We start from the raw sequence: 26,222 nt of genomic DNA, 5'->3' as shown, positions 1-26,222 counted from the left end.
CTCTAAATCTCAAAAAATTCTAATTATTACTCTTTCACGCTTATTAATTCCGTCTTGACATATTCGAGATTAAAGAAAAACATAAAAAAAGAGGGCAATAACCCTCTTTCCTTAATTAGTTATAATAAAATGTTCCAGCATTAAGTTTAATGGTCGCACCGTTTGTATTGGCGTTAATCAGCTGAATCTTGTAGCTTCCGTCATAGCTATATACATTGCTGAGTGGGACAGCAACACCGCCTAAGAAACCACCAATCTTCACACTTCCTGAAGGAATGGTTGAACCAGACTTCCAAAGTCTAATGTTTAACCCTTCAAATTTCGTGCTAGTATTGAATGTGATAGTTGTCGGGTTAGGGAAATAATATCCGCTTCTAACATAGAGGCTACTTGAAATAGTGGCTCCAGAATAATTATAAGTAGTGCTCATTATTCCAATATCAGATAAAGCAGCTTGCTGTTCTTCAACAGCACCCTCAACTGAAGAATCAGTTAAAAGGTTATTCTCATCAGTGATATGTACATAGGGTGAATCGGCAGGAGCTTCTGCTGCTTCAAGTACCTTATTAGATTGTTTCGCCTTTTCAATTAGCAATTGGATTTCTGCATCTGAATACTTTTTAACTAGCTTTCCTTCTTTATCGTAAACCTCGATGTAAGGTTTTAGGGTGTCAACTTTGTCCTGAACGCTAATTTTCACTTCAGATTCTGGGTTTCCTTGGGCAAAACTTGAAGGAGTTACTAACAAAAAGGATGCAGCAACGGCTAGTGAAACTTGTTTTAATTTCATTCTGACAATTCTCCCTTTTTTGGTTTTTTCTTACAAATACATCATAACACAAGAATTGATTTATAAGAGTAGTAGATTCCAATATTTCACAAAACGGTAAAAAAGTCTTGCGGGTGGTGTGTGACAGTTTCGCTGGTACTACCCCTACAAGATTGGTCCTTTCGGAATGATTGTTAAGATTGAGAGTATTATAGTCTTGTCCATAAGTCTATATTTTGTTATTTTTCAATAGTGATGCTTTTGCCAGTTTAACAGTATAAACCCAACTGGAAATAAAGACAGGTGTACAAAGAAATATGATGAGGATGCCTAAATTTCCATTGCCGGAAATCACATTGGGCTTTACCGTGAAAAGATGTTCAATTAGGTAAAAACCAAAAAATGAAAATAGGAAGCTTAAGCTCCAATAGACCTGTTTTTTACTCAACGCGTACACCCTTTTCGTGATTTTTAAAGGAATTGTTTCAGTCATTAAATCAGCAGGTAAACTCCAGTGAAAATCAATATAATATATGTAAAAATCTTAAAAAAACGCTGATTGATATTAACAAATAGAATTTGTCCCAGGTATAGCCCCAGCAGCACCAGCGGCAAAGCATACAAGCTTGAAAGCCAAATCGTCTTACTAGTCCCTGCAAAGATGATCTGAAACACCAGACTGGCTGAGTAGATAAACAAGTAGAAAGCCAAAGTAGTTCCCCTAAGCCTCTCTTTTTCAGTGTCCGTTCCTGAAAAATATAAAAGAAGCGGCGGACCGGGCATGCCAATGCTGGTTGTCATGATTCCTGACAATCCACCTACTGAATAATCCCTCCGGCTTGTTTCTTTCACACGGAAATTCGCCATCAAAAGGAGTGTTAAAAGCAAAATAATGAAACTGACAGCTAATTTCAGCCGGGAAATGTCCAAGAATAAAAAAATGGCAATACCGATGGGCAGCCCGGCTGCACTGCCAATTGCGAACCTTTTCAGAACTCCAAAGTTTGTATCCTTCTTGATTTTTGAAAATAAGGCAGCAGAAATAATTAAAGATAAAATCAAATTGATTTGAATGGCTTCTTTAGGTTCAAAAAGAAGCAGCAAAAACGGTGTGGCCAGGATTGAGAAGCCAAATCCAGTGCTTGTCTGTAAAATGGATGCAATTAAAATAATAAGGATGTAGATAAAGATTTCCATGCACAAAACCTGCTTTTTACCTTATTTTAACACAGTCCGGAAACATTCTGGCAGACCTTGAGCTTTTCCTATACAATTATGGAAGGAATATGCAAAAGTGTGGTGAGTTAATTGTTTAAAGTGCTTTTAATTGAGGATGATGCCTCCCTTTTTTCTGAAATCAGAGACCGCCTCTCCCAGTGGTCTTATGAAGTCCATGGAATTCAGGACTTCAGTGGAGTCATGAAGGAGTTTGCCGGCATTCAGCCTGATTTGGTCATTATCGATATTCAGCTTCCGAAGTTCGACGGGTTTCATTGGTGCCGGATGATTCGTTCACATTCGAATGTGCCGATTATTTTCCTGTCATCCCGGGATCATCCTACTGACATGGTCATGTCCATGCAGCTTGGCGCGGATGATTTTATCCAAAAGCCCTTCCACTTCGAAGTCCTGATTGCCAAAATACAGGCAATACTCAGACGCGTCTATAACTATAGTGCCGTTCAGAATAATCTCAAGACCTGGTGCAATGCGGCAGTTGATTTCGAAAAGAATACCGTTACAAATGAGAGCGGCTGCATAGAATTAACGAAAAATGAAATTTACATATTAAAGCTATTGATAGAAAGAAAAAATCAAATTGTCAGCAGGGATGATATCATTCACAGCCTATGGGATGACAAACGGTTCATAAGTGACAATACTCTTACGGTCAATATTAATAGACTAAGGAAGAAGCTTGAGGACATCGGGCTTGGCGCCAGGATCGAAACAAAGGTCGGCCAGGGATATATGGCAATTGAAGAGGATGCCTCGCATGTTTAGGAAATATATCAGAGAAAGGTTAAGCTGGATCCTGCTGTTCGGTTTCCTTCAGGTGCTTGCCGCCTTTGTAGTATATATCGATTCGGCCATATCCCTTAAGCCATTCCTTTATTACACCTTTTTATCTGCCATCATTTTCACTGGGTTCATCTTTCTCCGTTATCAAAAAGAAACACGATTTTACAGAGAAGTAGCCGAGCGGGAAGAAGGTTTAGATCTGTCGAGCATACCGGAGTCTGAAAGTCCCTTTGAAAAAATAATAGAGTCTGGCCTGGTGAGCCAAACCGAGCGGTTTAAACAGGAGTATACTCGGAATTGGACACTTCTCGAGAAGGAAAAAGATGAACTGCTGTCCTGGATTCATGAAGTAAAAACACCCTTGACTGCCATGCATCTCATGATTGACCGGATTGGAGATCAGAATCTTAAATCCGCCCTGACGTATGAATGGCTGCGCATCCACCTTCTTCTGGATCAGCAGCTGCATCAAAAGCGGATTCCTTCGATGGAAAATGACATATATATTGAAATGATTCATCTCGAAGACATCCTATTCAGGGAAATCAAATCTCTGCAGTCCTGGTGCATGCAAAAAGGCATTGGCTTTGAAATGGAAATGGAAGTAACAGAAGCTCTGAGCGACGCAAAATGGTTCAGTTTTATCATTCGCCAGCTTTTAACCAACGCGGTGAAGTATAGTGAGGAATCAGATATTTTGATTTCGAGTTTCCTTCAAGACAGTAAAATATCCTTGAGGATTCAGGATTTTGGCAGAGGCATTGATCAGAGGGATTTGCCGCGAATCTTTGAGAAGGGGTTCACATCCACTGCAAATCACCATGAAAACGCAGCAACAGGCATGGGGTTATATTTAGCCAAAAAGGCCGCAGACCAGCTAAAAATAAAAATCCTTGTGGAGTCTTGTTTAGGCAAAGGCACCATCATGACACTAGTCTTCCCTACGCGCAATGATTTCGTCAGCATAACAGGCATGTGACAAAAATGTCACATGCTTTTGCTGTTTGTTCGTACAATCGAAGGAATTACATAGACGTACCCTTTTATAATAAGGCTATAAAAGAAAGGATGGTTACACATGTTTGTACTTGAAGCCAAAAAAATTCATAAAAGCTACGGCAATAAATTTAATAGGCAGGAAGTATTAAAAGGAATTGATTTGAAAATTGAAACGGGTGAATTTGTAAGCATTATGGGCGCTTCCGGTTCAGGGAAGACCACTCTTCTCAATGTGCTTTCGTCTATTGACAGTGTAAGCGGCGGAGAAATCAAGATTGAAGAAAAGGAAATGACAAGACTGAAGGAAAAGCAGCTCGCCCAGTTCCGCAAGAAGCATCTCGGGTTTATTTTTCAGGAATATAATCTCCTGGATACATTGACAGTGAAGGAAAATATCCTTCTCCCCCTTTCCGTCAGCAAAACACCAAAAAAAGAAGCAGATGAAAAGTTTGCAGCGGTTGCGGGTGAGCTAGGCATTTTAGATTTAAAGGATAAATATCCGAACGAAATTTCCGGCGGGCAAAAGCAGCGGACTTCCGCTGCTCGTGCGTTTATTCATGAGCCAAGCATTATTTTCGCTGATGAGCCGACAGGTGCGCTGGATTCAAAGTCAGCCTCAGACTTGTTAAATAAGCTAAGTGATTTAAATCAGAAAAGGAAAGCAACGATTATCATGGTCACCCATGATCCTGTAGCAGCAAGCTTCTGCAGCCGGGTTATTTTCATCAAGGATGGCCAGGTTTATACGCAGCTGAATAAAGGTGATCAATCAAGACAGGCTTTTTTCAATGATATTATGAAGACACAAGGCGTTTTAGGCGGTGTGCAGCATGAGCATTAATACCATCATCCTCCGCAATCTGAAAAAGAACCTGAAACATTATTATCTCTATGTTTTCGCGCTTATTTTCAGTGTCGCGCTCTATTTCGCCTTTGTTACCCTTCAATATGATCCATCGATGTCTGAAGCAAAAGGATCGATTAAAGGTGCAGCAGCAATCAAAACAGCCTCTATCCTGCTCGTGGCGATTGTTTCCATCTTTCTTCTGTACGCCAACACTATTTTTATCAAAAGGCGCAGCAAAGAAATCGGGCTTTTTCAGCTGATAGGAATGACAAAAAATGAAATTTTCAGGCTGCTTAGCCTGGAAAATCTCCTGCTGTATTTTGGGTCGCTGATCATTGGGATCTTTATCGGCTTTTCGGTTTCGAAGTTAATACTTATGATTCTATTTAAATTAACCGGTGTTGAGGGAATTGCTTCATTGCATTTTTCAAGTGAGGCGCTATTGCAGACTGTCATTGTCTTTACGGTTATTTATGTGTTCATCATGCTGATGAATTTTGTTTTTATCAAGAGGCAAACCATTCTATCTTTATTCAGGGTGGTTTCGGTTGCCGAGGGAAAAGTAAAAAAGCTGTCCATTTGGGAAATGATCATGGGGGTGCTTGGTTTAGCCTTGATCATTGCCGGCTATTACATCTCTTCCCTATTATTTGGCGGTGATTTCACATCCATGAACGAGCTGTTCTTCGCGATGGTCGTCATTCTTGCTTCCGTTATCATTGGAACCTATCTTTTCTACAAAGGATCGGTAAGCTTTATCGCGAGCCTGATCCGCAAAAGGAAAGATGGATACCTGAATGTTAATGAAGTTCTTTCATTGTCCTCCATCATGTTCCGCATGAAGTCGAGTGCCCTGCTTTTAACGATCATTACAACTGTGTCCGCCCTTGCGATCGGGCTCCTGTCATTAAGCTATATTTCTTACTACTCAGCGGAAAAATCAGCCCAGGATAGCCTCCCCTCCCACTTTTCGTTCACTGACAAGGAAGATGCAGGGAAGTTTACAGGGAGCCTTCATAAAGAGGGATTAGAGTATAAGGAACAAAGTATTGAGGTATTGCAGGTGGATGCTGATATGGAGGACATCCTGGATGTCAATCTGGAAGAAATGAATTTTGATTCGCCAACCATGCTTTTGCCGGTTGTAAGCGAAAAGTCCATAGCTGGCATGGAACTTTCCCCTAATGAAACCGTGCTGACTGGATATAATGATGCCCTGCAGAAGTTCATGACGATGAAGGAATCAGGAAAGCTTGAGTTCAAGGGAAAAACAACTGCCATTAAACAAAATTATATAGGGCTAAATAAAGACTTTGTCATCCCGTTTTATTTTACAGCAGGCGGGCTGCCGGTGGCCATTGTGGATGAGCAGGTGTATGAAGAGCTGAAAGCTGACCTTAATCCTGAGATCCAGCTGGAGGATTCGCTTTTCATCGGAGTGGATATGAAGAATGACAGCGATATTGAAAAAGCCAATACACTTTTCAAAAAGATGGAGTTCAGCGGCAGAGCCGATTCCCAGCAAGAGATGAGCACAAGGCAAAAAATGAACATGGGACTGGTGATGTTTATTGTCGGCTTTCTCGGCTTGACCTTTCTGGTCACTTCAGGCTGCATTCTATATTTCAAACAAATGGATCAGAGTGAGGATGAAAAACCAAACTATACGATCCTGCGGAAACTTGGCTTCACACAGGGAGACCTGCTGCGCGGGATTCGATCCAAAATGGCCTTCAACTTTGGAATTCCGCTTATCGTCGGTCTTCTGCACAGCTACTTTGCCGTAAAATCCGGCTGGTTCTTCTTCGGAAGCGAGCTTTGGATGCCGATGATCCTGGTAATGGTGCTTTACACGGTGCTATATTCGATTTTTGGAATACTGTCTGTGATTTATTCGAAAAAAGTGATAAAAGATGCACTATAGGACGGAAAAACCGCTCAGGTTTCTGGCCAGAGCGGTTTTTTGTTTACTGAAATATAGCTTATTTGCCGTTTGATTTTTTGACTCTCTTCTTTTTGCAAAAGAGCCAATAAATCTTTTACTTCATTCAGATATTTCGCAAGCATTGCTACTACCCCATTTATACCGAGACTTTTGATGCGCTTAGAGCCGCTTCGTCGGCAATCACTTTAACGTTTGGATGATTTTTTAAGATGGATGCCGGGAAAAGTTCATTAACACCATTTCCAAGAAGCTTTTGAATGGCATCGGCTTTTGCTTCACCTGAAGCCAGAAGGAGAATCTCCCTGCTTTGCATGATCGTAGCGATTCCCATTGTAATGGCTTGGGTCGGCACCTCTTCGATCGTATTAAAAAATCTGGCATTGGCTTTAATAGTAGAGTCTGCTAGATCAACAATATGGGTTTTAGATGAAAAAGACGTGCCTGGCTCATTAAAGCCAATGTGCCCATTATTGCCGATGCCTAAAATTTGCAGATCAATGCCGCCATAGTTTTTAAGCTTACTCTCATAATTTCGGCATTCTGCTTCCAAATCCTCGGCCGTACCGCTTGGGACAAACGTATTTTCCTTACGAATATCGAGATGGTTAAACAATTGGGAATCCATAAAATATCGGTAGCTTTGCGGATTATCTCCTGAAAGGCCGATATACTCATCCAAATTAAAGGTTGTCACCTTTTTATATGATGTTCCGTTATCCCGGTGATCTTCAATCAATCGTTTATATGTTCCCACAGGTGTACTCCCGGTTGCCAATCCGAATGTCGCTTCAGGAAATTGGCGTACCTTCCTGATGATGTAATCTGCTGCGATTTTACTCATTTCTTCATAGTTGTTTACTTTAATGATCTCCATCATGAGTTCCTCCCTGCAAAAGCTGAATAAGTATATATTTGCACTAATCAAGGCAAAATATTGGAAAAAATAAACCCATTTATACTTCATATCGTAACACCACAAAGTATAGTTGTCTATACCAATTTTACCGTTAATAAAACCTAATTTTAAAAAGTATATCAATTTTTTCTTTTAAAAATGGTATAGACAACTATATTTATATTTTGGTATGATTACGACAGTTTAGTAAAACGCTTTCTTATTCATTATTTTTATTAAGGAGAGATCAATATGTTAGGATTCCTGCAAAGAATTGGTAAGGCATTAATGCTTCCGATTGCCGTACTTCCTGCCGCTGGTCTTTTGCTCCGCTTTGGACAGGATGATTTATTGGGTATTCCGTTCATCGCCAATGCCGGCAACGCCATTTTCGCGAACCTGGCACTTATATTTGCCATTGGGGTTGCGATGGGATTCGCGAAAGACAATAATGGAGCAGCTGCCCTCTCAGGAGCCATCGGTTTTCTTGTATTAACCGAAGGGGCAATTGCCATCGATGAAAATATTAATATGGGAGTACTTGGCGGTATTATTGCCGGTATTATTGCCGGATTATTATATAACCGCTTCCATGACATTAAGCTTCCGGACTGGCTTGGATTCTTCAGCGGACGCCGCTTCGTGCCGATTATTACATCTGTTACCATGATTATTCTGGCTGCCATCGCCGGGTTTGCCTGGCCGCCAATCCAGGGCGCCATCGATGCACTGGGCAACTGGATTATTGGTCTAGGCGCTTTAGGTTCAGGATTATTCGGATTCATGAACCGCCTGTTAATTCCATTGGGTCTGCATCATGTATTGAACAGCTTATTCTGGTTCCAGTTTGGTGAATTTGAAGGAGTTAATGGAGATATTGCCCGCTTCTTCGCCGGAGATCCGTCAGCAGGAGCTTACATGACTGGATTCTTCCCTGTTATGATGTTCGGTCTGCCGGCTGCAGCATTTGCGATTATTGCAACTGCTAAGCCTGAAAAAAGAAAAGCGGTCTCAGGAATGTTCATCGGTCTTGCGCTGACTTCATTCCTGACTGGTATTACAGAGCCGATCGAGTTCTCCTTTATGTTTATTGCACCTCTTTTATATGGAGTGCATGCCATCTTAACCGGGGTTTCCATGTGGTTAACATCCTTACTGGGCATCCGCGATGGCTTCACATTCTCAGCTGGCGCACTCGATTTTGCACTGAACTTTAATATCGCTGAAAAGCCGCTGCTGCTATTGGGAATTGGCGTCATCTACGCTATTCTGTACTTCGTTATCTTCTATGCATTAATTAAAGCGTTAGACCTGAAAACACCTGGCCGTGAAGAAGACGAAGATATCGTGGAAGATGAGGATGAACCTGTATCATCCGGCAGCAGCAAGTATGAAGTCATGGCCAGCCATTTTATTAAAGATATTGGCGGTGCTGACAACATTACTTCCATTGATAACTGTGCGACACGCCTGCGCTTAAACATTGCGGATATGGAAAAAGTGAAAGAAAGCGCACTGAAGGCACATGGTGCTAAAGGAATCATGAAATTAAGCAAAACGAATCTGCAGATCATTGTTGGAACAGATGTTGAATTTGTTGCAGATGAGATGAAGAAAATAAAGAAGTAATTGACTGAAAACCAGTGTCCCGGGGCGGACACTGGTTTTTTATTATGTAAGTGGCTTGTTTCGGGTTGAAGATGTGGCGGGTTCTGCCTCTGCGGGTGTGTTTTCTCAATTCTGTGTCCGAAGATGACCGGGGTTTGGACTCTGCGAACGCGATTTCTCATTTCTGTGTCCGAAGATGACCGGGGTTTGGACTCTGCGAACACGATTTCCCCTTTCTGTGTCCGAAGGTGAACCAAGTTCGGACTCTGAGAGTGCGATTTCCCCTTTCTGTGTCCGAAGGTGAACCAAGTTCGGACTCTATTTACGACAGGCCTTATATCGATCGCCTTTTCGGAAAAATCGATGGCATCCACTTGTGCCCCATTCCCCGCCAAAAAAATGGAATTCCTTCCCGGGCCGCATCCAATTTCCAGTACCTTTCCCAGGCTGCAGGCCATTTTGAATGTACTCAGACAGGTTTTCATCAGGCCCTGTCACTTTAAAAAATGGAATCTCTTTGTCCTGGTCTTCTTAGAAAGTTTCCCAGAATAATTTTGGTTCTCTTAACAATCCATCAAGTATTTCCAATAAGGCATGATGATGTAAAATAGCTTTCTCTATAGCAATCTTCCCCCTTACTTTTATTTTACTTAAACCCTTATTGGAAAGGATTACAGCTGCGTTAAAAAAAGATTATTGAAACAAAAGCGCATGGCTGATTTTTCATTTTTCTTCCATCCGGAAATCCTGCTAGGGGGTATTTTAAAGTTTGATAGTCTAAGAAATACTTAAGTCTTTTAACAAAGAAAAATACTTGTAAGCGCAGCATTCTTTGGACTTTAAAAAAGGCTGTTTTCTAAAAGATTGTTGTTTTTAGATAGATTATTGTGATAGTTTTCAAATAAATAAAATATCTTAACCTTGAATTTTTTGAAACCAATTCAAGGTTAATTCGTATGAAAATTATGAAGGTGATACAATGCTATTTACGTCAAGAAAAGATGTGTGGATGGGGATTATAATTTGGGCTTTGATTTTTGCAAGTTGAACAAAAATAGATTGATAAAAAATCCAAATATTTCAACCGTTGTATGATTCGATTTTTGACACGCTGAAATAAGCATTTGCTCAACTCGATTTTCAAATGCTAAGTTTTTGCCAGATTCAAGCAACATTAATACACTGTTGCTTGTAATTTTTGTAATATTTATAAACCATTTTCTTTCGAAAACTTGTCCTTCATTTCGGTCAGCTCTCATATAATGACGACAAGAAGGTTTAGGAGGTACATAATGTTTCTTTTTCTTGATAAAGCGATTCTCGGTATGGCCATTCTGCGCCTTATTTCCGGAAGCATTGAAATTTTTGTTGCACTATTAATCTTAAAAATGAATGATATCGAAAAAGCATTGATTGTGAATAGTTCACTGGCCCTTATTGGACCGCCTGTGCTTCTCTTGACAACAGTCATCGGATTGACCGGAATGGCTGATAAAGTTTCACTAAGCAAGATCTTATGGGTGCTTTGCGGGGTTGGCTGCATTCTTTATGGGATAAAAGGGAGATAGAGCTTAAATTACTTCAAAGAGCAAAAAAGCTATTCCTAATAGCAAGATGATCCATAAAATAATTTTAAGCAGTTTTTTCATTTTTCCTCCTGATGCTTTAGTTACAGAGTAATTATAATTGAAATATGTAAAAAAACCAGCCTCCGATTGGAAACTGGTTTGATAACATAAGTATGTAGCCGCTTTTGCCGTAACTGTGATAAGAAAGTTTTAAACCACCACTCCTCAAAAATGGGTGTTCGCAGAAACATTCCTGCCTGTCCTCCTTGTCTTATAGACAGAGGCTTGTCATTCCTGTTCCGATGTTAAACTCCCTATTTCAGCTTAAAGGTTAAAACTTTAGTATGATTACGTACAATGCAGCTTGTTTTATTATAATAATATAATTAACACGAGGATTCAATAGAAGTTTTTTCCTGTCTAGACCTATTAACTCTTTTCACTTAGCTTCAATGCGGTTTCAGTAATTTTCATATCCGTTTCCAGCTGTTTTTTCAAATTATGCGGATAATAGGTTCCCCTGCTGATCATATAATTTATTATTTTTTCATGAGTTTCTACCGCAATTCTTAACTGCTCCCTTAGAAGTTCCCTTACTTCTGGTGAACCACTCTCTGTAAGGGCAAATGCAATATTCCGGATGCCTGCTTTCGCGGAGATTAAAAAATCCGTTGCAATTACCTGATCAGACATTCCTCCCATTCCCATTAAATTCTTCAAAAAATTATTCATTTATTCCGTGCCTCCTTTTCAGAAAATATCGTTTTTAAAGTCTGATCCTGAACAAGCCCGCCCATAGCCACCGATTTAGTGAGACACAGGTTTACGTTCCCCAAGTGGAAATACTCTTCTGCTTTAATATGCCATAGTAGCCAGAGCCATCGCTATAACTAATGCTTTTAGGCAGAGCGCCTGAGTTGTATTCCGATTTTAAATAATATTTATACTGCGTCATAGGTTTTTGGACGTTCATGATGGAAATGCCCTCTTTGCTGTTAGCCGAGCCATCTAATGGTGCGGGTGTTGCTGCGCTTGCCGAACCTAAAGCCGTAAAGGCCAGTCCTAGCGCAAGAGTAGTTGTTACCAATTTCTTCATTTCATGTTCCTCCTCTAAAATTTAATAGATCGCACAAACATAATATTACCATCAATCCCAAAAAACTCCAGATATTTTGTATTTTTTTCCAAATATTTTAATATTTTCTCAGTTTTTGGAACTACTATTTACTGGTAGATTTATTTTCGCTATACTTTAAGGAACTTTCAATATTTTACAGTTAAGGAGAATACTATGAAAAAACTATTGTTTTTAAGCGTTCTATTCCTGTGTTTTATGGCCGGTTGCTCCAATCAACAAGAGGACGACGTTTCCGAAGAAAATGACAGCCACAACACGACCGAAGAATTAAGAACCTGGGCCGATACAACGCCAGAATCGATTCAAACAAACGACGGCTCCACCTCTTTCTATGGTGAAGTCGGACAGTATGGCGTTATTCCAGATACGTTCAGGATAGATCAAGAGGGGCACCATGTTTGGTATATGTGGATTGAACCTGGCAAAAAGGACGAAATGATTGGAAAACAGGTAACGATAAAAGGGATTAACGAGAAAGCTAAAGGAGAAGAAATCCTTCTTGGCGAAAGTGAGATAACCGAATTATCCAGCGAAGAAAGTAGTTTTATACCCGATTCACAAAATGTGGTGAAGTTTGAAAAAAACATAACCCCTAATCGAACTGGGAAATGGAAGCTAAATACGTATGCAGATGATTCATTGCTAGGAACCACCGTTGTGACCGTTCTTGACAAATAAAAGCGTTAAAACGCGTTTTAATCTAAAGACCACTCATCAGAGTGGTCTTTTTTTCGTGCGCACAAAAAAAGCCACTCTTATAAGAGAGTGGACTCCATCATCATGGAACACGTCGGGGAACCTACACCAAGGATCTATGCGACGATGTACCAACTGCGAACATGGTATTACGTTACTGCCAACTGTGACTCGATTATAGCATAGGGTGTACACGCCTTCAAGCACGCGCTGCATACGACATGCGGCAAAGAGTTCACGGAAAATGAGGCTGCACAAGGTGCATCCCGGTAAAACCGATGACAATAAGCTCAAGGAGGAATCATGATGTCAGAATTCTTTCAAACCGTAATGGGTCGTAAATTCTTCGAAAGCGACGTACCTGAACTTAACCAAAATCTTAACGAGGTGCGCATCGAGATGCACCGTGCCAATAGCCTGAAAGCCGACGAGCTCCAACTAAAAGAAAGAGAACTCAGACTCAAAGAAAAAGAGCTCGACCTTATGCAGCAAATGCTGGATAAAAATATTCAATTCAACCGATAGCCTTAACTGGCTGTCGGTCTTTTTTTTGTATTCTTGTAAACTATTAAATGTTACATATTACGTAATAGAAAGATGTAAACTTCCAGGCGCCTCCCTCCCCATTATCTTATTCAGTGAATCTCACAATGCTGGTGCATCAATTTCATCTTCAGCGATGTGTTTTTCGTTATATTCCACGTCTTTGCGGGCATTGTAGCGGTCCGCTTTTTCGAGGGTAACCGTGATGTTGTAGTCAGGGATACCCGCGAATTTTTCGTAGCGGCCTCTTGGCAGCAGGAAGTTTCCTTCCGGGAAGTGGATTTCGACGTTGCCGCGGGCGATGTCGACGAATTTGGCTCTTCCCTGGAAGACTCCGAATCCGTTGTACAAGACGATGCCTTCACCTTCTGCAATGCTTAAGTCTTTTCCATCTTCTGCGTTCATTAATACATCGTATCGCCCTGCACCATTCAGCGGGTCCACTTCTTTGTAGACCATGGAATTGAACTGCTTACCGCGGCGTGATGTGACGATGAACTGGCCTTCTTTTTTGCCAAGGTCGGGAATATCGACGGTAATAAGTGTGCCTTTTCCATCCGGAGTCGGGCAGATGCCGTCCTCGCATAGCCATGCTCCGCCCCATTGGAAGACATCCCCAGCTTTTTTCAAGTGCTGGATGCCATCATAATTCGGGTTCGCCACTGCAATTTCATCCCTGATTTCCTGTGCATCTTTAAAATCAATAAGATGGGCAGTTTCAGGCTTTACGCGTTTCGCCAGATCGATATAAATTTTCCACTCTTCGCGTGCCTCTTCAATTTTGTTTTTATTTCCTTCAATTTCAGGACTGAAGTACACCATTCTTTCAGTTGAAGTGGAGGTGCCGCCGCCCTCCTGCTCGTACCTTGTTTTAGCAGGCAGCACGATGACCGCTTCTTTTGCATCAACCAGGGTAGATGTATTTAAAATAATATCCTGGTGAACGCGGATATCCAGTTCAGAAAGAGCTTTTTCGATAAAATCAGGATCCGGCATTGTCTCAAGGAAGTTACCGCCTGATAGATAGTAAAGCTTGATTTTCCGTTCATGGTCTTCAGGAAGCAGGATATTTTCAAGTGTCACCCCGACAATATCGCCCTGCCATTTTTGAAGCTCAAAGCCCCAAAGGTTTTGAATGCGGGTAAAGTTGTCGCCGTAAAAGTCTCCGCCAGGCAATACGAATGGATCTGCACCCATTTCACCGCTTCCCTGTACTGATGAGTGGCCGCGGAATGGCATCAAACCATTATGCTTTCGGCCGAGATGGCCGCGAAGCAGCGCAAGGTTCGCAACCTGAGAGATATTGTCTGTCGCAAAGGAATGCATGGTCAAACCAAGAGCCCAGGCATAGACAGCATTTTTACTCTTTGCAAGCAGTTCGGCAAGCTCAATAATCCGCTCTTTCGTTACACCGGAAGATTTAATAATGTCCTCCCATGACTGCTCTTTCACTTTCTTTTTCAAATCCTCGTAGCCATTAACATGCTCATTCACAAATTTATGGTTGATGGCAGAACCCCGCTCCGCTTTCTCCATGTCAAACCAGTGCTTCATGATGCCATGCATAAAGGCAATGTCTCCGCCGATATTTACCTGATAAAAATCATCTGCGATTTTGGTGCCGAATAAAGCAGATTCCGGGTTTGACGGAATCCAGTATTTGTCCATAGCCGGCTCTTTATATGGATTGACGACGATAATTTTCGTGCCGTTCTTCTTCGCTTCAAGCATGTATTTGGATGATACTGGCGAGCTGTTGGATGCCACGCTTCCCCAGAATAACAGGACATCCGTTCCGATCCAGTCAAGGTAGTTGGCTGTGGAAGCCCCTACTCCAATGGAACGCTTTAACGCAGTTTTAGAAGGCGAATGGCAAATGCGGCTCGCATTATCGATGTGATTCGTTCCCAGGAAGCGGGCAACCTTGCCGGCCACATAATACGATTCATTCGTAATTCCGCGGCTCGTCAGGTAGAACGCATACTGCTTCGGATCGAGCACCTTCATTTTCTCAGCAATCATGTTCATGGCATCATCCCAAGTGATCCGGGAGAATTTGCGCTCGCCTTTTCTGCGGATCATCGGATATGGAATGCGGCCGAGCTTTCGAAGCTCCGTGCTGTCATATTTGCGCAGCTCATCAATATCAGCATGCAAAATGTCCGGTTTAATCGCACCGGCTGTGTTTAAACGAAGGACATTTAAACGTGTTGTACAAACATGCGGACCCTTAAGCGTCTGGTCATAAAGGCCGGAAACGCCAAGCGCACAGCCGTCACAGACACCTTTTGTTAAAATATTTGTGGCATACCCAATATTATCTTTGTTTTCCCACAGGATTTTTGCTGTATCCCTCATATGTTTTGGCTTTATTTTGCCAAGCCCGAACGGAATCGGACTCACCCAATGCTTTGGATCCGGCATGGCCTTTTTATTCTGAGGTCCTGGATGTTTTGTTTTTCCCATCTGAAACACTCCTTCTTCTATTTAATAGAGATCTTGAATCTCTTAATTTCCAATGTTCAAATAGCGTTTATTATTGTATATGGGCAAAATGGAAAAAATTTGCCCGAAAAAAACCACCGCAAAAAGCCTCTGCATCTAGATGCTGATTTCTGCGGCGGTTAGTCTTTAGCAGGGTCGCTGCCAAGTGCCATACCATAAGAAAAGCGGAAGCGGGGCTCAATGCTTTTCCATGCTGTGTTTTATTAAAATTTAACTTGCCATACGCTCATTTGCTTCATTTTGCCTGCGCAATTTTTTCATATCAAAACGGATTAAGATTGACACAATGAGTGCCACCACAAAAAGACCGGCAAAGCTAGTCAGACTTGAAGCATAGCTTCCTGTTGAATCCTTCATCCATGCTGCAAACATTGGGCCTGCAAGACCAGCTGCTGCCCATGCTGTAAGGATGTAGCCGTGAATGGCACCAAGCTGCTTTGTTCCAAAAACGTCGCCGATAAATGCCGGGATGGATGAGAATCCTCCGCCATACATGGTGTACACAATGGCCAGCATAATCTGGAAAAGAATCGCTTCTTTTGTGATCGGCAGCAAAAGGAATAGGGCGATCTGTGACACGAAGAAAATCGTATACGTGTTAGGGCGGCCAATATAATCGGAAATGGATGCCCACGCCAGTCGGCCAAGTCCATTAAAGATGCCAAGCACTCCGACAAGCGTGGCTGCTTCTGCCGTTGTCATGCCTATGCTTTCCTGTGCCAGCGGCTTTGCAGCTGACAAAATCGCAATTCCGCACGTTACATTAATGAACAGCATGAACCATAAATAATAGAATCGGGTTGTCTTTACTGCTTCATTCGCCGTTAACTGTGCCAAATCCTGTTTAATTTTGATTTTTCCGGCTGCAGCTTTTTCCTTCATGCCTTCAGGTGCCCAGCCTTCTGGCGGCTTTTCTAAATATAAAGATGATAATGTCATAATGATCAAGTATGCTGCACCTAAAATAAAGAACGTGTTAGCTGTACCGACAGATTTAATCAGTCCATCCATGACCGGGCTTGCTACCGCTGCAGCAAAGCCAAATCCCATGATGGCAAGGCCTGTTGCAAATCCGCGGCGGTCCGGGAACCATTTTACCAGTGTGGATACCGGTGCAATATAGCCTACCCCTAATCCAATTCCCCCAAGAACGCCATAGGTTATGTACAAAAATGGCAATGAACCCATATTTACTGCTAATCCGGCTCCTAGCATGCCGGCCCCGAAGAATCCTGCTGCCAGAAGACCAGCCTTTTTTGGGCCATGCTTCTCAACAAAGTGGCCAAGAAATGCTGCTGACAATCCCAGAAATAGAATCGCCAAACTGAAGGTCAGCTGTACTTCCTTTGATGACCAGCCAAACTGCTCAATCAATGGATTGGTAAAGTTGCTCCAGGCGTAAACCGAACCGATGGAGATATGAATCCCTACGGCCGAGGCGGCAATCAGCCACCGATTTTTTGTCTTTTTCACTATCTTTCCCCCTCATAATGCTCGTACACTGCTTTTTAAAGCGGTTACAGGATTGTTCCTTGAAATAAAAAAACCGCCAATCTCTCCCGCATGCCCAAACTCGGGTATGCCGAAGCAGGATTGACGGTTAGTATCAAGCAGGATTCGCTGCTTAAAGGACCAACTGTTAATCTTCATAGAATCTGATGACATTTTAACCGACGACAGGTTCGCTATCTCAAATCAAAATGTGACAGATTTTTGAACTATTAAAAATCATATCACTTTGAAATAACATGTTCAAGCCCTTTTTAGCAATTTTTCACTATGGCGGTGTTGGTTTAAATACAAAAAGAACTCCGGAAAAGATTCCCAGAGTTCTTCTAATTATTGCCCTTTTTTCACATCATGAAGCAAATCCGGATGGTTTGTGAACATGCCGGTTACTCCCCAATTAATCAGCTGCTTCATTCTTTCCTTGTCATTGACAGTATACGGATGCAGTTCAAGTCCGCTGTTCACAACCTTTTGTACATAATCCTCATTTAAATACGTATGATTAGGACCAATGCCCATCGCGTACTGCTTTATTTCGATTATCTCTTCATCAGTTATTTCTGCGTTCGCTTTATACGAGATTAATTGGACGAGTTTAATAGAGGGGTCCAATTCATTCATCACTTTAAGACTTTGAGGGCTGAATGATTGTACCAGCAGTTTATTTTTTTTAATATTATACTTTTCAACCAGACGAAGCAGTTCTTTTTCCATGCCAGGATAAACATCCGGTGATTTTGTTTCAATGTAGTAGCTGTTGTTTTTTCCAAATTTCTTGAAAACCTCTTCAAGTGTCGGCACCTTTAATCCTTCGTATTCCGCTTTTGCTGCATAAGGGTACTTTTCGTTAAACCAGCTGCCAGCATCAAGCTGCTTAATTTCTTTTAAAGTATGATCCTTTACAGATCCTGTTCCATCTGTCGTCCGGTCAAGCGTCACATCATGCATCGCAATAAGGTGCCCATCCTTTGTCATCTGCAAATCCACTTCAATATAATCCCCATGCATTTTCTCGCCCATGTCATATGCAGCGATTGTATGCTCAGGTGCATAAGCAGAAGCCCCGCGATGTGACACATTTACAATGTCCTTATGCATGTCTTTTGCCAGCGCCGCACCTCCTCCAAACGCATTTAGCCCAATAACTGCCGCACCAATAACCGAAATCATTTTCTTCTTCAATGTCTCCGTCCCCTATCTATAATGGTTTACACATTAAGAATAGTGACGAAATATTAACCCTGTTATAATTTTATGTAAAATCTGGAAGAATAATAGATTACAGAAATATTAATACAAGCCTTTCTGAACGGGACTCATTTACCATTGTAGAAACTTGTAATCTTTTTATAAGTTTTGTCGAATCTGTTTATTTGCCGTTTAATTTGTCGATAATAGAATATATTATTTATTATTTAATCCCGAATAGGAGCCGAATCAATGACTGCACCTTCGACTGCTATAAAAAAACTTCACCATGACATCGATGTCCTGCGCAAAAAGATGATTTCTGTTGGAAAAAACAAAGGATTGTCACACCCTGAAACGCTCATGTACTCAGAGGAGCTCGATAAACTCATTTATAAAGTGCAGCGAAGCAAATTCATCCATTAGAACAACCCTCAACTGCATCAGAATATGGATAAATTTGAAGATTTGGATGCCAATATGTACATCGTCAGCAATGATCAGCCTGAGCAGCAGCTTGAGCTTATAAAGACGAAATAAAACACGCTCGCGAGCGTGTTCATGAATTCCTGTCTCTATCTGTGAACTGGAGCATGGCGATAACAAACATACCGAAACTGATCATCAAAGACAACACTTCAAAGGTACCCATTTATACATCGCCTCCTTACCTTCAGCCTTCCCGGAAGCAAACTTGTCCTATACTCAGGAAAAGTGCCTAATTGAAAATCCGTTCAAAAGGCCTAAAAGAGCCAGCCGCATTGCAGAATTGCATGTGGCTGGCTCTTTTCCGTTTCCCGGATTATACTTATTTTCGCATAACCTGAATTAACTTTTGTATAGACCTATTTACTTTCGTATAGCCCTATTTATTTGCGTATAAGAAAGATTTATTTGCGGATGGCCCTATTTATGTGCGTTCAGCACTTAGGCCGAACTTTCCTTTCGGAATGCGACAGGAATCCGGACGTGTTTCTTTCTTAATGCATCAGCACTTAAATATAATTCAATGACCAATAACAATAAAATGATCCAGATGCCTGTATTCAGGATAACAGCCTGCAAAGGGCTTTCAATGAAAAAGGTAAATGTAAAGAACATCGCAAAAGTGAAGATCCGGCTCCACTGTGTCACATCGTAGGTGAAGATGCCTTCTTTTAAGCCATACATTCGAATGCGCCCTGCAAGTCTTATTATTTCAATAGACTCTACGATCATGAAGATCAGGAAAACAGCCAGCCAAAACCACAAAACAATCGAACCTGAAGCGATACCGGATTTGAAAATGGCAAGCCCGCTGATCGATAACGCGCCGTGAAAAATGCAATTGGTATTATTCCAGTCCTTCGCTAAATTCCAGCCGCGTATAGCATAACGCTTCAGAATAAACCAGGAACTGATAAAATAAAGGAGAAACCCAGTAATAATAAGAGCGGTATTCAGAAAGCCAGGCACCTCATTAAAGACTGTATTAAAAAGGAGCACAAGTGACTGTGTGCTGACCGTAGTCAGCAGCAGAACACCATGTGCCTGCCGTCCAAAAGGTGCAGCTCCCAGCTCCTTGAAGCCTATTAAGCTAATCCAAATATAAATTACCCATAAGCCCGCATTCAGGATTGCCAGCGCCTGGGCTTCCGCACCTGCTCCAAACTGTCTGAAGAACATAATGCCGCAAATCGAAGTGCCGGCCACCCAGGTTCCGATGCCAAAACGATTAATGGGATTAGCGTAATGCAGCCTCTTGAACTCTCCTTTAAGAATGGTCATTCCAATGGATACAAGGAATGCCAGCCATAACGCTAAATCTGCTATGCTGAGAATCTTGCCGAAGCTTCCCAAAAAGAAAGGCATCCCGAAAAAATTGAGCAAAACGCCCTGTGTCACAATACCAAATGCCATCACAGCCGCCATGGCAGCCGTATTGATATTAATTTTTTTAATTAAGATAAATAAAACAGCCCCGATAAAAAGAAAGCCGAGCAAAAGGAAATATAACACTATAATCACCGTATTTAATTTATTTACTATAATTATAACATTCTATGCAAGTGACACTTTTGCTGCGGAAAAAAGACAGCGCATTTTACATTAAGTAGTTCAGATAACGTGGAGAAAATTGCAAATAACAAAGAAAAAAGCAAGCTAAATCATATAGTAAATAGCCTGCTAATCAGCAAGTAAAATAACAAAAAAACAGAAAGGACATTTTGTTCTTTATGTTTAGTTCTTCAATAAAGGTTACTAATAAGGATTGGAGAAGCCTAGCGCAGATTATCTCTATAGTCTTCATGGTTTTTGGGCTGTCCAATTCAATTTATTTAACGATATCTCATCTATGATCTTAACTCTAAATATGTCGCTTTATGTGTCTAATGTTCATCAATATTTACTTTATCAGGATGTGGCGTTCTTAGTCTTTGTTCTTCTTTTCGGGCATTTACATTATAAAGCGGGGCGACTTGCCCAGGGGTGATAAGCATAAGACGAGCAGATGGCGGGAAGTGCTTTTCTTCCCATCAGCAGATTGGTTTATGACCTCGAGCCCCTAGGAGCCGCAACTAGATTGGGCAGTTTGACACCCCCTTTTATCCTCCTTTGATTCCTCTGAGTCATGAAGTGGGAGTCTTACTGCCGTTAGACTGCGATAATGCCCGTAAATCCCGCTACTTCTTCACCTGCCCATTCCCTTTCACAATATATTTCGTCGATGTCAGAGCCGGCAGCCCCATTGGACCCCGGGCATGGAGCTTTTGGGTGCTTATGCCGATTTCAGCGCCGAAGCCAAACTCGAAGCCATCTGTGAAACGGGTGGATGCATTATGGTAAACTGCTGCTGCATCGACTTCATTCAGGAATTTTTCCACATTGTCTGTGTTTGAAGATATAATCGCTTCAGAATGTTTTGTGCCAAAGCGGTTGATATGAGTAATGGCCTCTTCCACGCTTTCCGTCACTTTCAATGCGACTTCCAACCCTAAATATTCAGCGGCCCAATCCTCTTCCGCGGCCGGGATGATACCTTCCCCGTTGACACCTTCACCGCCATGCATCACAACCCCTTTTTCCTTTAGTGCATTCATAAGATCGTGCAGCCACTCCCATTCTCTATGAACAAGGATCGTTTCGCAGGCATTGCAAACGGACGGACGCTGTGTTTTGGCATTAACCGCTATGCTAACCGCCATTTCCTTATCAGCACTTTCATCAATGTAGATATGGCAATTGCCGGCACCTGTTTCAAGTACCGGGACTGTAGACTGTTCAACAACTGTCTGAATCAGCTTTGCTCCTCCCCGCGGAATCAGGACATCCAGGTAATCGTTCAGTTTAAACATAGCTGAAGCAGTTTCGCGGCTCGTATCCTCGATAAGCTGAACTGCATCAGGCGGCAAGTCGCTCATTTCTAAAGCATGATGAATGACCTTCACAATCGCTTTATTGGAATGAATAGCAGTTGAACTTCCGCGCAGCATAACAGCATTGCCTGTCTTCAAGCATAAGCTTGAAGCATCGACCGTTACATTTGGACGCGCTTCATAGATCATGCCGACAACACCAAGCGGAACCCGAACATGTGTTATCTCAAGCCCGTTTGGTCGTTCCCACTCGGAAATAATCTCCCCAACTGGATCTTCCAGCCGGGCAAGCTGGATGAGTGCGTCCGCCATATCCTCAAGGCGGGTTTCATTTAACCGCAGACGGTCCAATAAAGCATCGCTCATTCCATTTTCCCTTCCTGCATCCAGGTCCTTTTCATTTTCTGTTAAAATAAAATTCTTCTCCTGCATCAGCTGACCTGAGATGAGTTCAAGCGCACGATTTTTTTGCTGTGTCGTCTTTTTTGCCAGCTCTGCTGCTGCTTCTTTCGCTTTTTGGCCTTTACGAGTTAATTCCATGAACTTTTCTCCTTTCTTTTTTGGCTTACCCAGTGATCCCGGTGAATGACAACCCGGCGGTCGCTCCCGGCCATCTGCATGGCTTCCGCACTGGATAGCCCTTTAATAGCCCGCAGCTCATCGGATGAGAAATTAACCTGCCCCTTGCCGATCAAATCCCCTTTTGGACCTATCACTTCTACGACATCCTGAATATGAAAATGGCCTGTTATGCTGGTCACACCTGCAGGCAGAAGGCTTTTTCCCTGAGTTAATATGGCATTTGCAGCTCCTTGATCCACTTTAATTTTCCCATTCGGAACAGAATGCAGCGCAAGCCACTGCTTGGAGGTTTTGACACTCGGCTGCGACGTGGTGCCGATATAAGTCCCATCCCCTTTGCCTTCAAGGATCTCAATCAGCTTTTCCGCGCCATGCCCCACGCCTATGAAAACCTGCACACCCAGTGCCAATGCTGTCCTTGCCGCCGCAAGCTTTGTCACCATTCCGCCGGTTCCCACCTTTGAGCCTGACCCTGCGGCAGCATTCATCAAGTCTTCGGTTATTTCTGTTATAAAATTGAACTTTTTTGCATCATGGTTTTTGTGAGGATTGGCATCATAAATCCCATTCACATCTGTCAGGATGATCAGGCGGTGTGCCTGTACCAGCCCGCAGACAAGTGCTGACAGCATATCGTTATCACCAAAGGCCAGCTCCTCAATCGATACAGAATCATTTTCGTTAATGATCGGAAGAACATTCCGCTTCAATAGTTCGGACAATGTGGCATGTGCATTTTGGTATTGCTCCTTATGCAGGAAGTTTTGCCTTGTCAGCAGCAATTGCGCCGCAACGATGCCATGCTTTTTGAATTCTTCTGTATATCCCTGCATTAATAACCCCTGGCCCACTGCGGCGGCGGCCTGTTTTCCGGCAATTGTCACCGGGCGCGAAGGATAGCCAAGATCCGCAAATCCCGCAGCAACGGCTCCGGATGAAATTAAAATAACTTCATGCCCCTTCTCTTTCACCCGGGAAAGGGCAGCTGCGTGTTCCTCCAGCTTTTCCATGCACAATCCGCCATTGTTATTAGTCAGCGAACTGCTTCCAATTTTCACGACAATCCGTTCCTTCTTCACATCAGACACCATCCTAACAGTGTGTTCTCCCCGCTTTCATGAAGCGGAATGTAAAAAAAAGCCCTCCCATCCCTAAAAAAGGACGGAAGAGCTTTGTCTTTCGCGGTACCACCTTCATTGGCACTTCACACTGCAAGTGCCCGCTTTAAAAATCCTTTAACGCTGGAAATTCGGCCAGGTTTGCCTGGCAGCTCAAGGGCTAGGTTCAATAGCTTTGCAGGCTGCAGGATCTTTCAGCCGGTGAATCCCGCTCTCTTCTTGCCTGAGTTCTATTTACTGATTCCCTGTCAATGCTGTTGATATTTTCATAAGATTAGAATTATTATGCATGCTTCTGTATTTTATGTCAATGCTTAATTTGCTGATTTAAAGGGTTAAATTTCTAAACTATTTTTCACGGTAAGGTGCAATCCCATGATAATGCACGCCCATTCGGGAATGCTAAGAAAAAAGACTAACGGGAGGATTCACATATGGAGTCAAACGGGAAGCAGTTATCCATCTTTTCTCTTGGCGGCATAAATGAAATTGGGAAAAACATGTATGTGATTCAATATGATGACGATATTATCGTGATAGACGCCGGGGGGAAATTTCCTGATGAGACATTGCTGGGGATTGATTTGATCATCCCGGATATCACTTACCTGGAGGAAAACAGGGAGAAAATACGAGGTCTGATTGTCACTCACGGACACGAGGATCATATCGGAGGAGTTGCCTATCTCCTGAAAAAAATTAATATGCCTGTATATGCAACAAGATTTACACTGGGGCTCATTGAATTAAAACTAACGGAGCATCGCCTGCTTGGTGACTCCGAGCTGATCACCATTGATTCTGATACCCGCCTTGATTTTGGTGAGATAGGCGTCAGCTTTTTCAAAGTGAATCACAGCATCCCGGACTGTCTGGGTATTGTGTTTAAAACACCCGAGGGAAATGTCGTCCATACCGGTGATTTTAAATTTGATTTGACTCCTGTAAATCAGGAGCATGCTGATATCCACAGGATGGCTGAGATCGGGAGGGAAGGAGTTCTCGCTCTTCTTTCAGAAAGCACTAATGCTGAGCGGTCCGGCTTTTCTCCAACTGAGCATATTGTCGGGGAAAACATTGAGGAAGCATTTATGAAAGCACCCCGCAAAATCATCATCTCCACATTCGCTTCCAATGTGAGCCGTGTCCAGCAGGTGGTGGCTGCAGCCATTAAAGCAAACCGGAAGCTTGTCCTGCTTGGCCGAAGCATGGTGAATGTGGTGGATGTGGCCATTGAACGAGGGTATCTGGCCGTTCCAGACGGAATGATTATCAACCCAAAAGAGGCAATGAATCTGGCTCCTGAAAAGGTGTGCATACTTTGTACCGGCAGCCAGGGTGAGCCGATGGCTGCCCTCTCACGCCTTTCTTCCGGAAATTACCGTGACGCTGAAATTCATCCTGAAGATACCGTGATTCTGGCTGCCTCCCCAATCCCAGGGAACGAACGCGATGTTTCAAAAATTATTGACAACCTGTTTAAACTGGGAGCCAGAGTGATTTACGGTTCAGGCAGCTCAACAGGAATGCATGTGTCCGGTCACGGCTACCAGGAGGATTTAAAGCTTATGCTCACATTGATGAAGCCGAAATATTTTATTCCCATTCACGGTGAATACAGAATGCTTCATCATCATAAATTGCTTGCTGAATCGATTGGTGTTGAAAAAGGGAACACTTTTATCATTAAAAATGGGGATGTCGTTGATATTGAAAACGGAGAAGCACGCCAGACAAGACGGGTGCCTGCCGGAGATACGTATGTGGATGGAGTGGGTGTCGGTGATATTGGCAGCATTGTGCTCCGCGACAGGAAGCAGCTTTCCGAGGATGGCATGCTGGTAATCGTGCTGACCATGAGCAAGAGTGAACGCAAAATGATATCAAGGCCGGATACCATATCCCGAGGTTTTATTTACGCACGGGAATCTGAAGACCTGCTGAGAGACATAAACCGGATTGCGGAAAAGACCGTCAGCGATCTTCCCGAACAGGATAAAAGCCAGTGGAATGTCATCAAGCAGAGCATCAAGAAATCACTTGGGCAGTTTTTATTTGAAAAAACAAAGCGCAAACCAATGATCCTGCCGATCATTATTGAAATTTAAAGAACAAAAGCGTAAGCGCCTTGGTCACCCCCGACAAGCACAAGACGAGCCTCCCAGAAAGGCGTTCTTTGCCTTTTGGGAGGATTGGATTGTGACCTCGAGGGGGTAGGCGCTGAAGCTAGACGTAGATAAATTCATCCACAAAGTTATAAACTTATCGCGATTTTATAATTTCCTTAAAAAACGAAAAGAGGCAAGCCTTAAACGGCTTGCCTTTATCACAGGATAACGAACAATCAGTCAGGAAACTTCCCTCCTGATTGGAGTTTCCCATTATCTAAAGGGCTGATTATCCGCGGCGTCCGCCTCGGCCGCCCCGCTTTCCTTCAGTATTCCGCTTCAGTGAAGAAATATTTTCTTCACTCGATTTTAAGAATTTTGCCATTTTGTCTTCAAAGCTTTCCTTTGGCTTAAAGTTTCCTTTTGAACGGAAATCTCTGGAACCACCGCCGCGGCGATCATCTCTTCCCTGGCGCGGTGGGCGCGGAGAATAAGAAGATTGGCCTTCCGGTCTGTCCACTGCTTTTTTGATGGACAAGGCAATTTTGCCTTCCTTCTCACTAAGCACTTTAACAGTTACTTCATCGCCAACTTTTAAATGATCATTCACATCTTTAACATAGCTGTCAGCTACCTCACTAATGTGAACAAGACCAGTCGTGCCGCCTGGCAGCTCGACAAAAGCTCCGAAATTTGTAATACCTGTTACTTTTCCTTGTACCTTGCTTCCAATTTCGATTGACAAAAAAACTTCCCCCTCGGTAGTGTTAACAACGTCTTATTATAACTTTTTTTTAAGATAATTTCAATGCCGCGATATCCCCCG

24 protein-coding genes, 1 other RNA gene and 1 pseudogene are annotated in these 26,222 nt (G+C 42.6%); 10 read left to right on the top strand and 16 right to left on the bottom strand.

Going from position 1 to position 26,222, the window contains the following annotated elements:
* Nucleotides 1–115: 115 nt before the first annotated feature.
* Nucleotides 116–790, bottom strand: a complete 675-nt coding sequence (locus tag BFI01S_RS13545; protein WP_061793102.1) for a hypothetical protein — start codon at nt 788–790, stop codon at nt 116–118.
* A gap of 471 nt (nt 791–1,261) precedes the next feature.
* Nucleotides 1,262–1,966, bottom strand: a complete 705-nt coding sequence (locus tag BFI01S_RS13535; RefSeq protein WP_061793101.1) for a sulfite exporter TauE/SafE family protein — start codon at nt 1,964–1,966, stop codon at nt 1,262–1,264.
* Nucleotides 1,967–2,077: 111 nt separating this feature from the next.
* On the opposite strand from BFI01S_RS13535, the gene BFI01S_RS13530 reads away from it, so the two are divergent.
* The 4 genes from BFI01S_RS13530 (at nt 2,078) to BFI01S_RS13515 (ending at nt 6,561) form a co-directional block, all read left to right on the top strand.
* Nucleotides 2,078–2,773 carry a response regulator transcription factor gene (locus BFI01S_RS13530; protein ID WP_061793100.1) on the top strand — a complete coding sequence of 232 codons (696 nt, stop codon included), beginning with the start codon at nt 2,078–2,080 and terminating at the stop codon, nt 2,771–2,773.
* Nucleotides 2,766–3,770, top strand: a complete 1,005-nt coding sequence (locus BFI01S_RS13525; RefSeq protein ID WP_061793099.1) for a sensor histidine kinase — start codon at nt 2,766–2,768, stop codon at nt 3,768–3,770. Before BFI01S_RS13530 ends, BFI01S_RS13525 begins: the two co-directional genes overlap by 8 nt.
* Nucleotides 3,771–3,869: 99 nt before the next feature.
* Complete coding sequence (locus BFI01S_RS13520; protein WP_061793098.1) at nt 3,870–4,631, top strand: ABC transporter ATP-binding protein; 762 nt, start codon at nt 3,870–3,872, stop codon at nt 4,629–4,631.
* Nucleotides 4,621–6,561, top strand: a complete 1,941-nt coding sequence (locus BFI01S_RS13515; protein WP_061793097.1) for an ABC transporter permease — start codon at nt 4,621–4,623, stop codon at nt 6,559–6,561. The genes BFI01S_RS13520 and BFI01S_RS13515 overlap by 11 nt, the downstream gene beginning before the upstream one ends.
* A gap of 14 nt (nt 6,562–6,575) precedes the next feature.
* Here the strand turns inward: BFI01S_RS13515 and BFI01S_RS24375 are convergent, their stop codons facing one another.
* Nucleotides 6,576–6,704, bottom strand: a complete 129-nt coding sequence (locus tag BFI01S_RS24375) for a hypothetical protein (protein WP_268875331.1) — start codon at nt 6,702–6,704, stop codon at nt 6,576–6,578.
* A gap of 14 nt (nt 6,705–6,718) precedes the next feature.
* Nucleotides 6,719–7,456, bottom strand: a complete 738-nt coding sequence (gene nagB / locus BFI01S_RS13510; protein WP_061793096.1) for a glucosamine-6-phosphate deaminase — start codon at nt 7,454–7,456, stop codon at nt 6,719–6,721.
* A gap of 273 nt (nt 7,457–7,729) precedes the next feature.
* Between nagB and nagE the strand changes: the two genes are divergently transcribed.
* Nucleotides 7,730–9,106, top strand: coding sequence for an N-acetylglucosamine-specific PTS transporter subunit IIBC (gene nagE / locus BFI01S_RS13505; RefSeq protein WP_061793095.1), 1,377 nt, complete (start codon nt 7,730–7,732; stop codon nt 9,104–9,106).
* 368 nt (nt 9,107–9,474) lie between these two features.
* On the opposite strand, the pseudogene BFI01S_RS24610 reads toward nagE, so the two are convergent.
* Nucleotides 9,475–9,543: pseudogene (locus BFI01S_RS24610) on the bottom strand (hypothetical protein); the annotation flags it as partial.
* An 834-nt stretch (nt 9,544–10,377) separates the two neighbouring features.
* Between BFI01S_RS24610 and BFI01S_RS13500 the strand changes: the two are divergent.
* Nucleotides 10,378–10,653: a YqhV family protein gene (locus BFI01S_RS13500; RefSeq protein WP_061793094.1), complete on the top strand. Its 276-nt coding sequence runs from the start codon at nt 10,378–10,380 to the stop codon at nt 10,651–10,653.
* A gap of 172 nt (nt 10,654–10,825) precedes the next feature.
* Here BFI01S_RS13500 and ssrS read toward each other — a convergent pair.
* The 3 genes from ssrS to BFI01S_RS13485 form a co-directional block, all read right to left on the bottom strand.
* A non-coding RNA gene (ssrS, locus tag BFI01S_RS13495) (6S RNA) lies at nt 10,826–11,022 on the bottom strand.
* 60 nt (nt 11,023–11,082) lie between these two features.
* A complete protein-coding gene (locus BFI01S_RS13490; RefSeq protein ID WP_061793093.1) occupies nt 11,083–11,385 on the bottom strand; it encodes a spore coat protein in 303 nt (100 codons plus the stop codon).
* 91 nt (nt 11,386–11,476) lie between these two features.
* Nucleotides 11,477–11,749, bottom strand: a complete 273-nt coding sequence (locus BFI01S_RS13485) for a hypothetical protein (RefSeq protein ID WP_061793092.1) — start codon at nt 11,747–11,749, stop codon at nt 11,477–11,479.
* A gap of 195 nt (nt 11,750–11,944) precedes the next feature.
* On the opposite strand from BFI01S_RS13485, the gene BFI01S_RS13480 reads away from it, so the two are divergent.
* Nucleotides 11,945–12,469 carry a hypothetical protein gene (locus BFI01S_RS13480; RefSeq protein WP_061793091.1) on the top strand — a complete coding sequence of 175 codons (525 nt, stop codon included), beginning with the start codon at nt 11,945–11,947 and terminating at the stop codon, nt 12,467–12,469.
* A gap of 321 nt (nt 12,470–12,790) precedes the next feature.
* Complete coding sequence (locus tag BFI01S_RS13475; protein WP_235831184.1) at nt 12,791–13,012, top strand: hypothetical protein; 222 nt, start codon at nt 12,791–12,793, stop codon at nt 13,010–13,012.
* A 120-nt stretch (nt 13,013–13,132) separates the two neighbouring features.
* Here BFI01S_RS13475 and BFI01S_RS13470 read toward each other — a convergent pair whose 3' ends face one another.
* From BFI01S_RS13470 to BFI01S_RS13460, 3 genes are all read right to left on the bottom strand, one after another.
* Entirely contained in the window at nt 13,133–15,496 is a 2,364-nt protein-coding gene (locus BFI01S_RS13470) for an FdhF/YdeP family oxidoreductase (RefSeq protein WP_061793089.1), read from the bottom strand.
* 249 nt (nt 15,497–15,745) lie between these two features.
* Entirely contained in the window at nt 15,746–17,008 is a 1,263-nt protein-coding gene (locus BFI01S_RS13465) for an L-lactate MFS transporter (protein WP_082804526.1), read from the bottom strand.
* Nucleotides 17,009–17,374: 366 nt separating this feature from the next.
* Nucleotides 17,375–18,226, bottom strand: coding sequence for a glycerophosphodiester phosphodiesterase (locus BFI01S_RS13460; RefSeq protein ID WP_061793087.1), 852 nt, complete (start codon nt 18,224–18,226; stop codon nt 17,375–17,377).
* A 258-nt stretch (nt 18,227–18,484) separates the two neighbouring features.
* Here BFI01S_RS13460 and BFI01S_RS22545 point away from each other — a divergent pair, with 258 nt between their 5' ends.
* Complete coding sequence (locus BFI01S_RS22545) at nt 18,485–18,658, top strand: aspartyl-phosphate phosphatase Spo0E family protein (protein ID WP_082804525.1); 174 nt, start codon at nt 18,485–18,487, stop codon at nt 18,656–18,658.
* A gap of 133 nt (nt 18,659–18,791) precedes the next feature.
* On the opposite strand, the gene BFI01S_RS24605 is transcribed toward BFI01S_RS22545, so the two are convergent.
* The 4 genes from BFI01S_RS24605 to proB form a co-directional block, all read right to left on the bottom strand.
* Entirely contained in the window at nt 18,792–18,884 is a 93-nt protein-coding gene (locus BFI01S_RS24605) for a putative holin-like toxin (RefSeq protein WP_226618119.1), read from the bottom strand.
* 275 nt (nt 18,885–19,159) lie between these two features.
* A complete protein-coding gene (locus BFI01S_RS13455; RefSeq protein WP_235831183.1) occupies nt 19,160–20,131 on the bottom strand; it encodes a TDT family transporter in 972 nt (323 codons plus the stop codon).
* Nucleotides 20,132–20,895: 764 nt separating this feature from the next.
* Nucleotides 20,896–22,128, bottom strand: a complete 1,233-nt coding sequence (locus BFI01S_RS13450; RefSeq protein WP_061793085.1) for a glutamate-5-semialdehyde dehydrogenase — start codon at nt 22,126–22,128, stop codon at nt 20,896–20,898.
* Complete coding sequence (proB, locus tag BFI01S_RS13445; protein ID WP_061793107.1) at nt 22,119–23,249, bottom strand: glutamate 5-kinase; 1,131 nt, start codon at nt 23,247–23,249, stop codon at nt 22,119–22,121. The genes BFI01S_RS13450 and proB overlap by 10 nt, the downstream gene beginning before the upstream one ends.
* A 473-nt stretch (nt 23,250–23,722) precedes the next feature.
* Here proB and BFI01S_RS13440 point away from each other — a divergent pair, with 473 nt between their 5' ends.
* The gene (locus tag BFI01S_RS13440) at nt 23,723–25,396 is read left to right on the top strand and encodes a ribonuclease J (RefSeq protein ID WP_061793084.1); all 1,674 of its coding nucleotides are present in this window, start codon (nt 23,723–23,725) and stop codon (nt 25,394–25,396) included.
* Nucleotides 25,397–25,685: 289 nt separating this feature from the next.
* On the opposite strand, the gene BFI01S_RS13435 is transcribed toward BFI01S_RS13440, so the two are convergent.
* Nucleotides 25,686–26,141, bottom strand: a complete 456-nt coding sequence (locus tag BFI01S_RS13435) for a S1 domain-containing RNA-binding protein (RefSeq protein ID WP_061793083.1) — start codon at nt 26,139–26,141, stop codon at nt 25,686–25,688.
* Nucleotides 26,142–26,222: the final 81 nt, after the last annotated feature.

Origin of the sequence: Cytobacillus firmus NBRC 15306 (genome assembly GCF_001591465.1) — a bacterium.
GTDB lineage: Bacteria > Bacillota > Bacilli > Bacillales > Cytobacillaceae > Cytobacillus > Cytobacillus firmus.
Note: the sequence above shows the minus strand (reverse complement) of the source record. Positions and strands in the feature narration are given on the sequence as shown.

What these genes read in the sequence shown, in the direction of transcription:
- BFI01S_RS13525 (WP_061793099.1), top strand. Translation starts at nt 2,766, where the DNA reads ATGTTTAGGAAATATATCAGAGAAAGGTTAAGCTGGATCCTGCTGTTC.
- BFI01S_RS13470 (WP_061793089.1), bottom strand. Translation starts at nt 15,496, where the DNA reads ATGGGAAAAACAAAACATCCAGGACCTCAGAATAAAAAGGCCATGCCG.
- BFI01S_RS13515 (WP_061793097.1), top strand. Translation starts at nt 4,621, where the DNA reads ATGAGCATTAATACCATCATCCTCCGCAATCTGAAAAAGAACCTGAAA.
- BFI01S_RS13450 (WP_061793085.1), bottom strand. Translation starts at nt 22,128, where the DNA reads ATGGAATTAACTCGTAAAGGCCAAAAAGCGAAAGAAGCAGCAGCAGAG.
- nagE (WP_061793095.1), top strand. Translation starts at nt 7,730, where the DNA reads ATGTTAGGATTCCTGCAAAGAATTGGTAAGGCATTAATGCTTCCGATT.
- BFI01S_RS13545 (WP_061793102.1), bottom strand. Translation starts at nt 790, where the DNA reads ATGAAATTAAAACAAGTTTCACTAGCCGTTGCTGCATCCTTTTTGTTA.
- BFI01S_RS13490 (WP_061793093.1), bottom strand. Translation starts at nt 11,385, where the DNA reads ATGAATAATTTTTTGAAGAATTTAATGGGAATGGGAGGAATGTCTGAT.
- BFI01S_RS24605 (WP_226618119.1), bottom strand. Translation starts at nt 18,884, where the DNA reads ATGGGTACCTTTGAAGTGTTGTCTTTGATGATCAGTTTCGGTATGTTT.
- BFI01S_RS13480 (WP_061793091.1), top strand. Translation starts at nt 11,945, where the DNA reads ATGAAAAAACTATTGTTTTTAAGCGTTCTATTCCTGTGTTTTATGGCC.
- BFI01S_RS13500 (WP_061793094.1), top strand. Translation starts at nt 10,378, where the DNA reads ATGTTTCTTTTTCTTGATAAAGCGATTCTCGGTATGGCCATTCTGCGC.
- BFI01S_RS13440 (WP_061793084.1), top strand. Translation starts at nt 23,723, where the DNA reads ATGGAGTCAAACGGGAAGCAGTTATCCATCTTTTCTCTTGGCGGCATA.
- nagB (WP_061793096.1), bottom strand. Translation starts at nt 7,456, where the DNA reads ATGGAGATCATTAAAGTAAACAACTATGAAGAAATGAGTAAAATCGCA.
- BFI01S_RS13520 (WP_061793098.1), top strand. Translation starts at nt 3,870, where the DNA reads ATGTTTGTACTTGAAGCCAAAAAAATTCATAAAAGCTACGGCAATAAA.
- BFI01S_RS22545 (WP_082804525.1), top strand. Translation starts at nt 18,485, where the DNA reads ATGACTGCACCTTCGACTGCTATAAAAAAACTTCACCATGACATCGAT.
- BFI01S_RS13455 (WP_235831183.1), bottom strand. Translation starts at nt 20,131, where the DNA reads ATGGCATTTGGTATTGTGACACAGGGCGTTTTGCTCAATTTTTTCGGG.
- BFI01S_RS24375 (WP_268875331.1), bottom strand. Translation starts at nt 6,704, where the DNA reads ATGCTTGCGAAATATCTGAATGAAGTAAAAGATTTATTGGCTCTTTTG.
- BFI01S_RS13475 (WP_235831184.1), top strand. Translation starts at nt 12,791, where the DNA reads ATGATGTCAGAATTCTTTCAAACCGTAATGGGTCGTAAATTCTTCGAA.
- BFI01S_RS13485 (WP_061793092.1), bottom strand. Translation starts at nt 11,749, where the DNA reads ATGAAGAAATTGGTAACAACTACTCTTGCGCTAGGACTGGCCTTTACG.
- BFI01S_RS13535 (WP_061793101.1), bottom strand. Translation starts at nt 1,966, where the DNA reads ATGGAAATCTTTATCTACATCCTTATTATTTTAATTGCATCCATTTTA.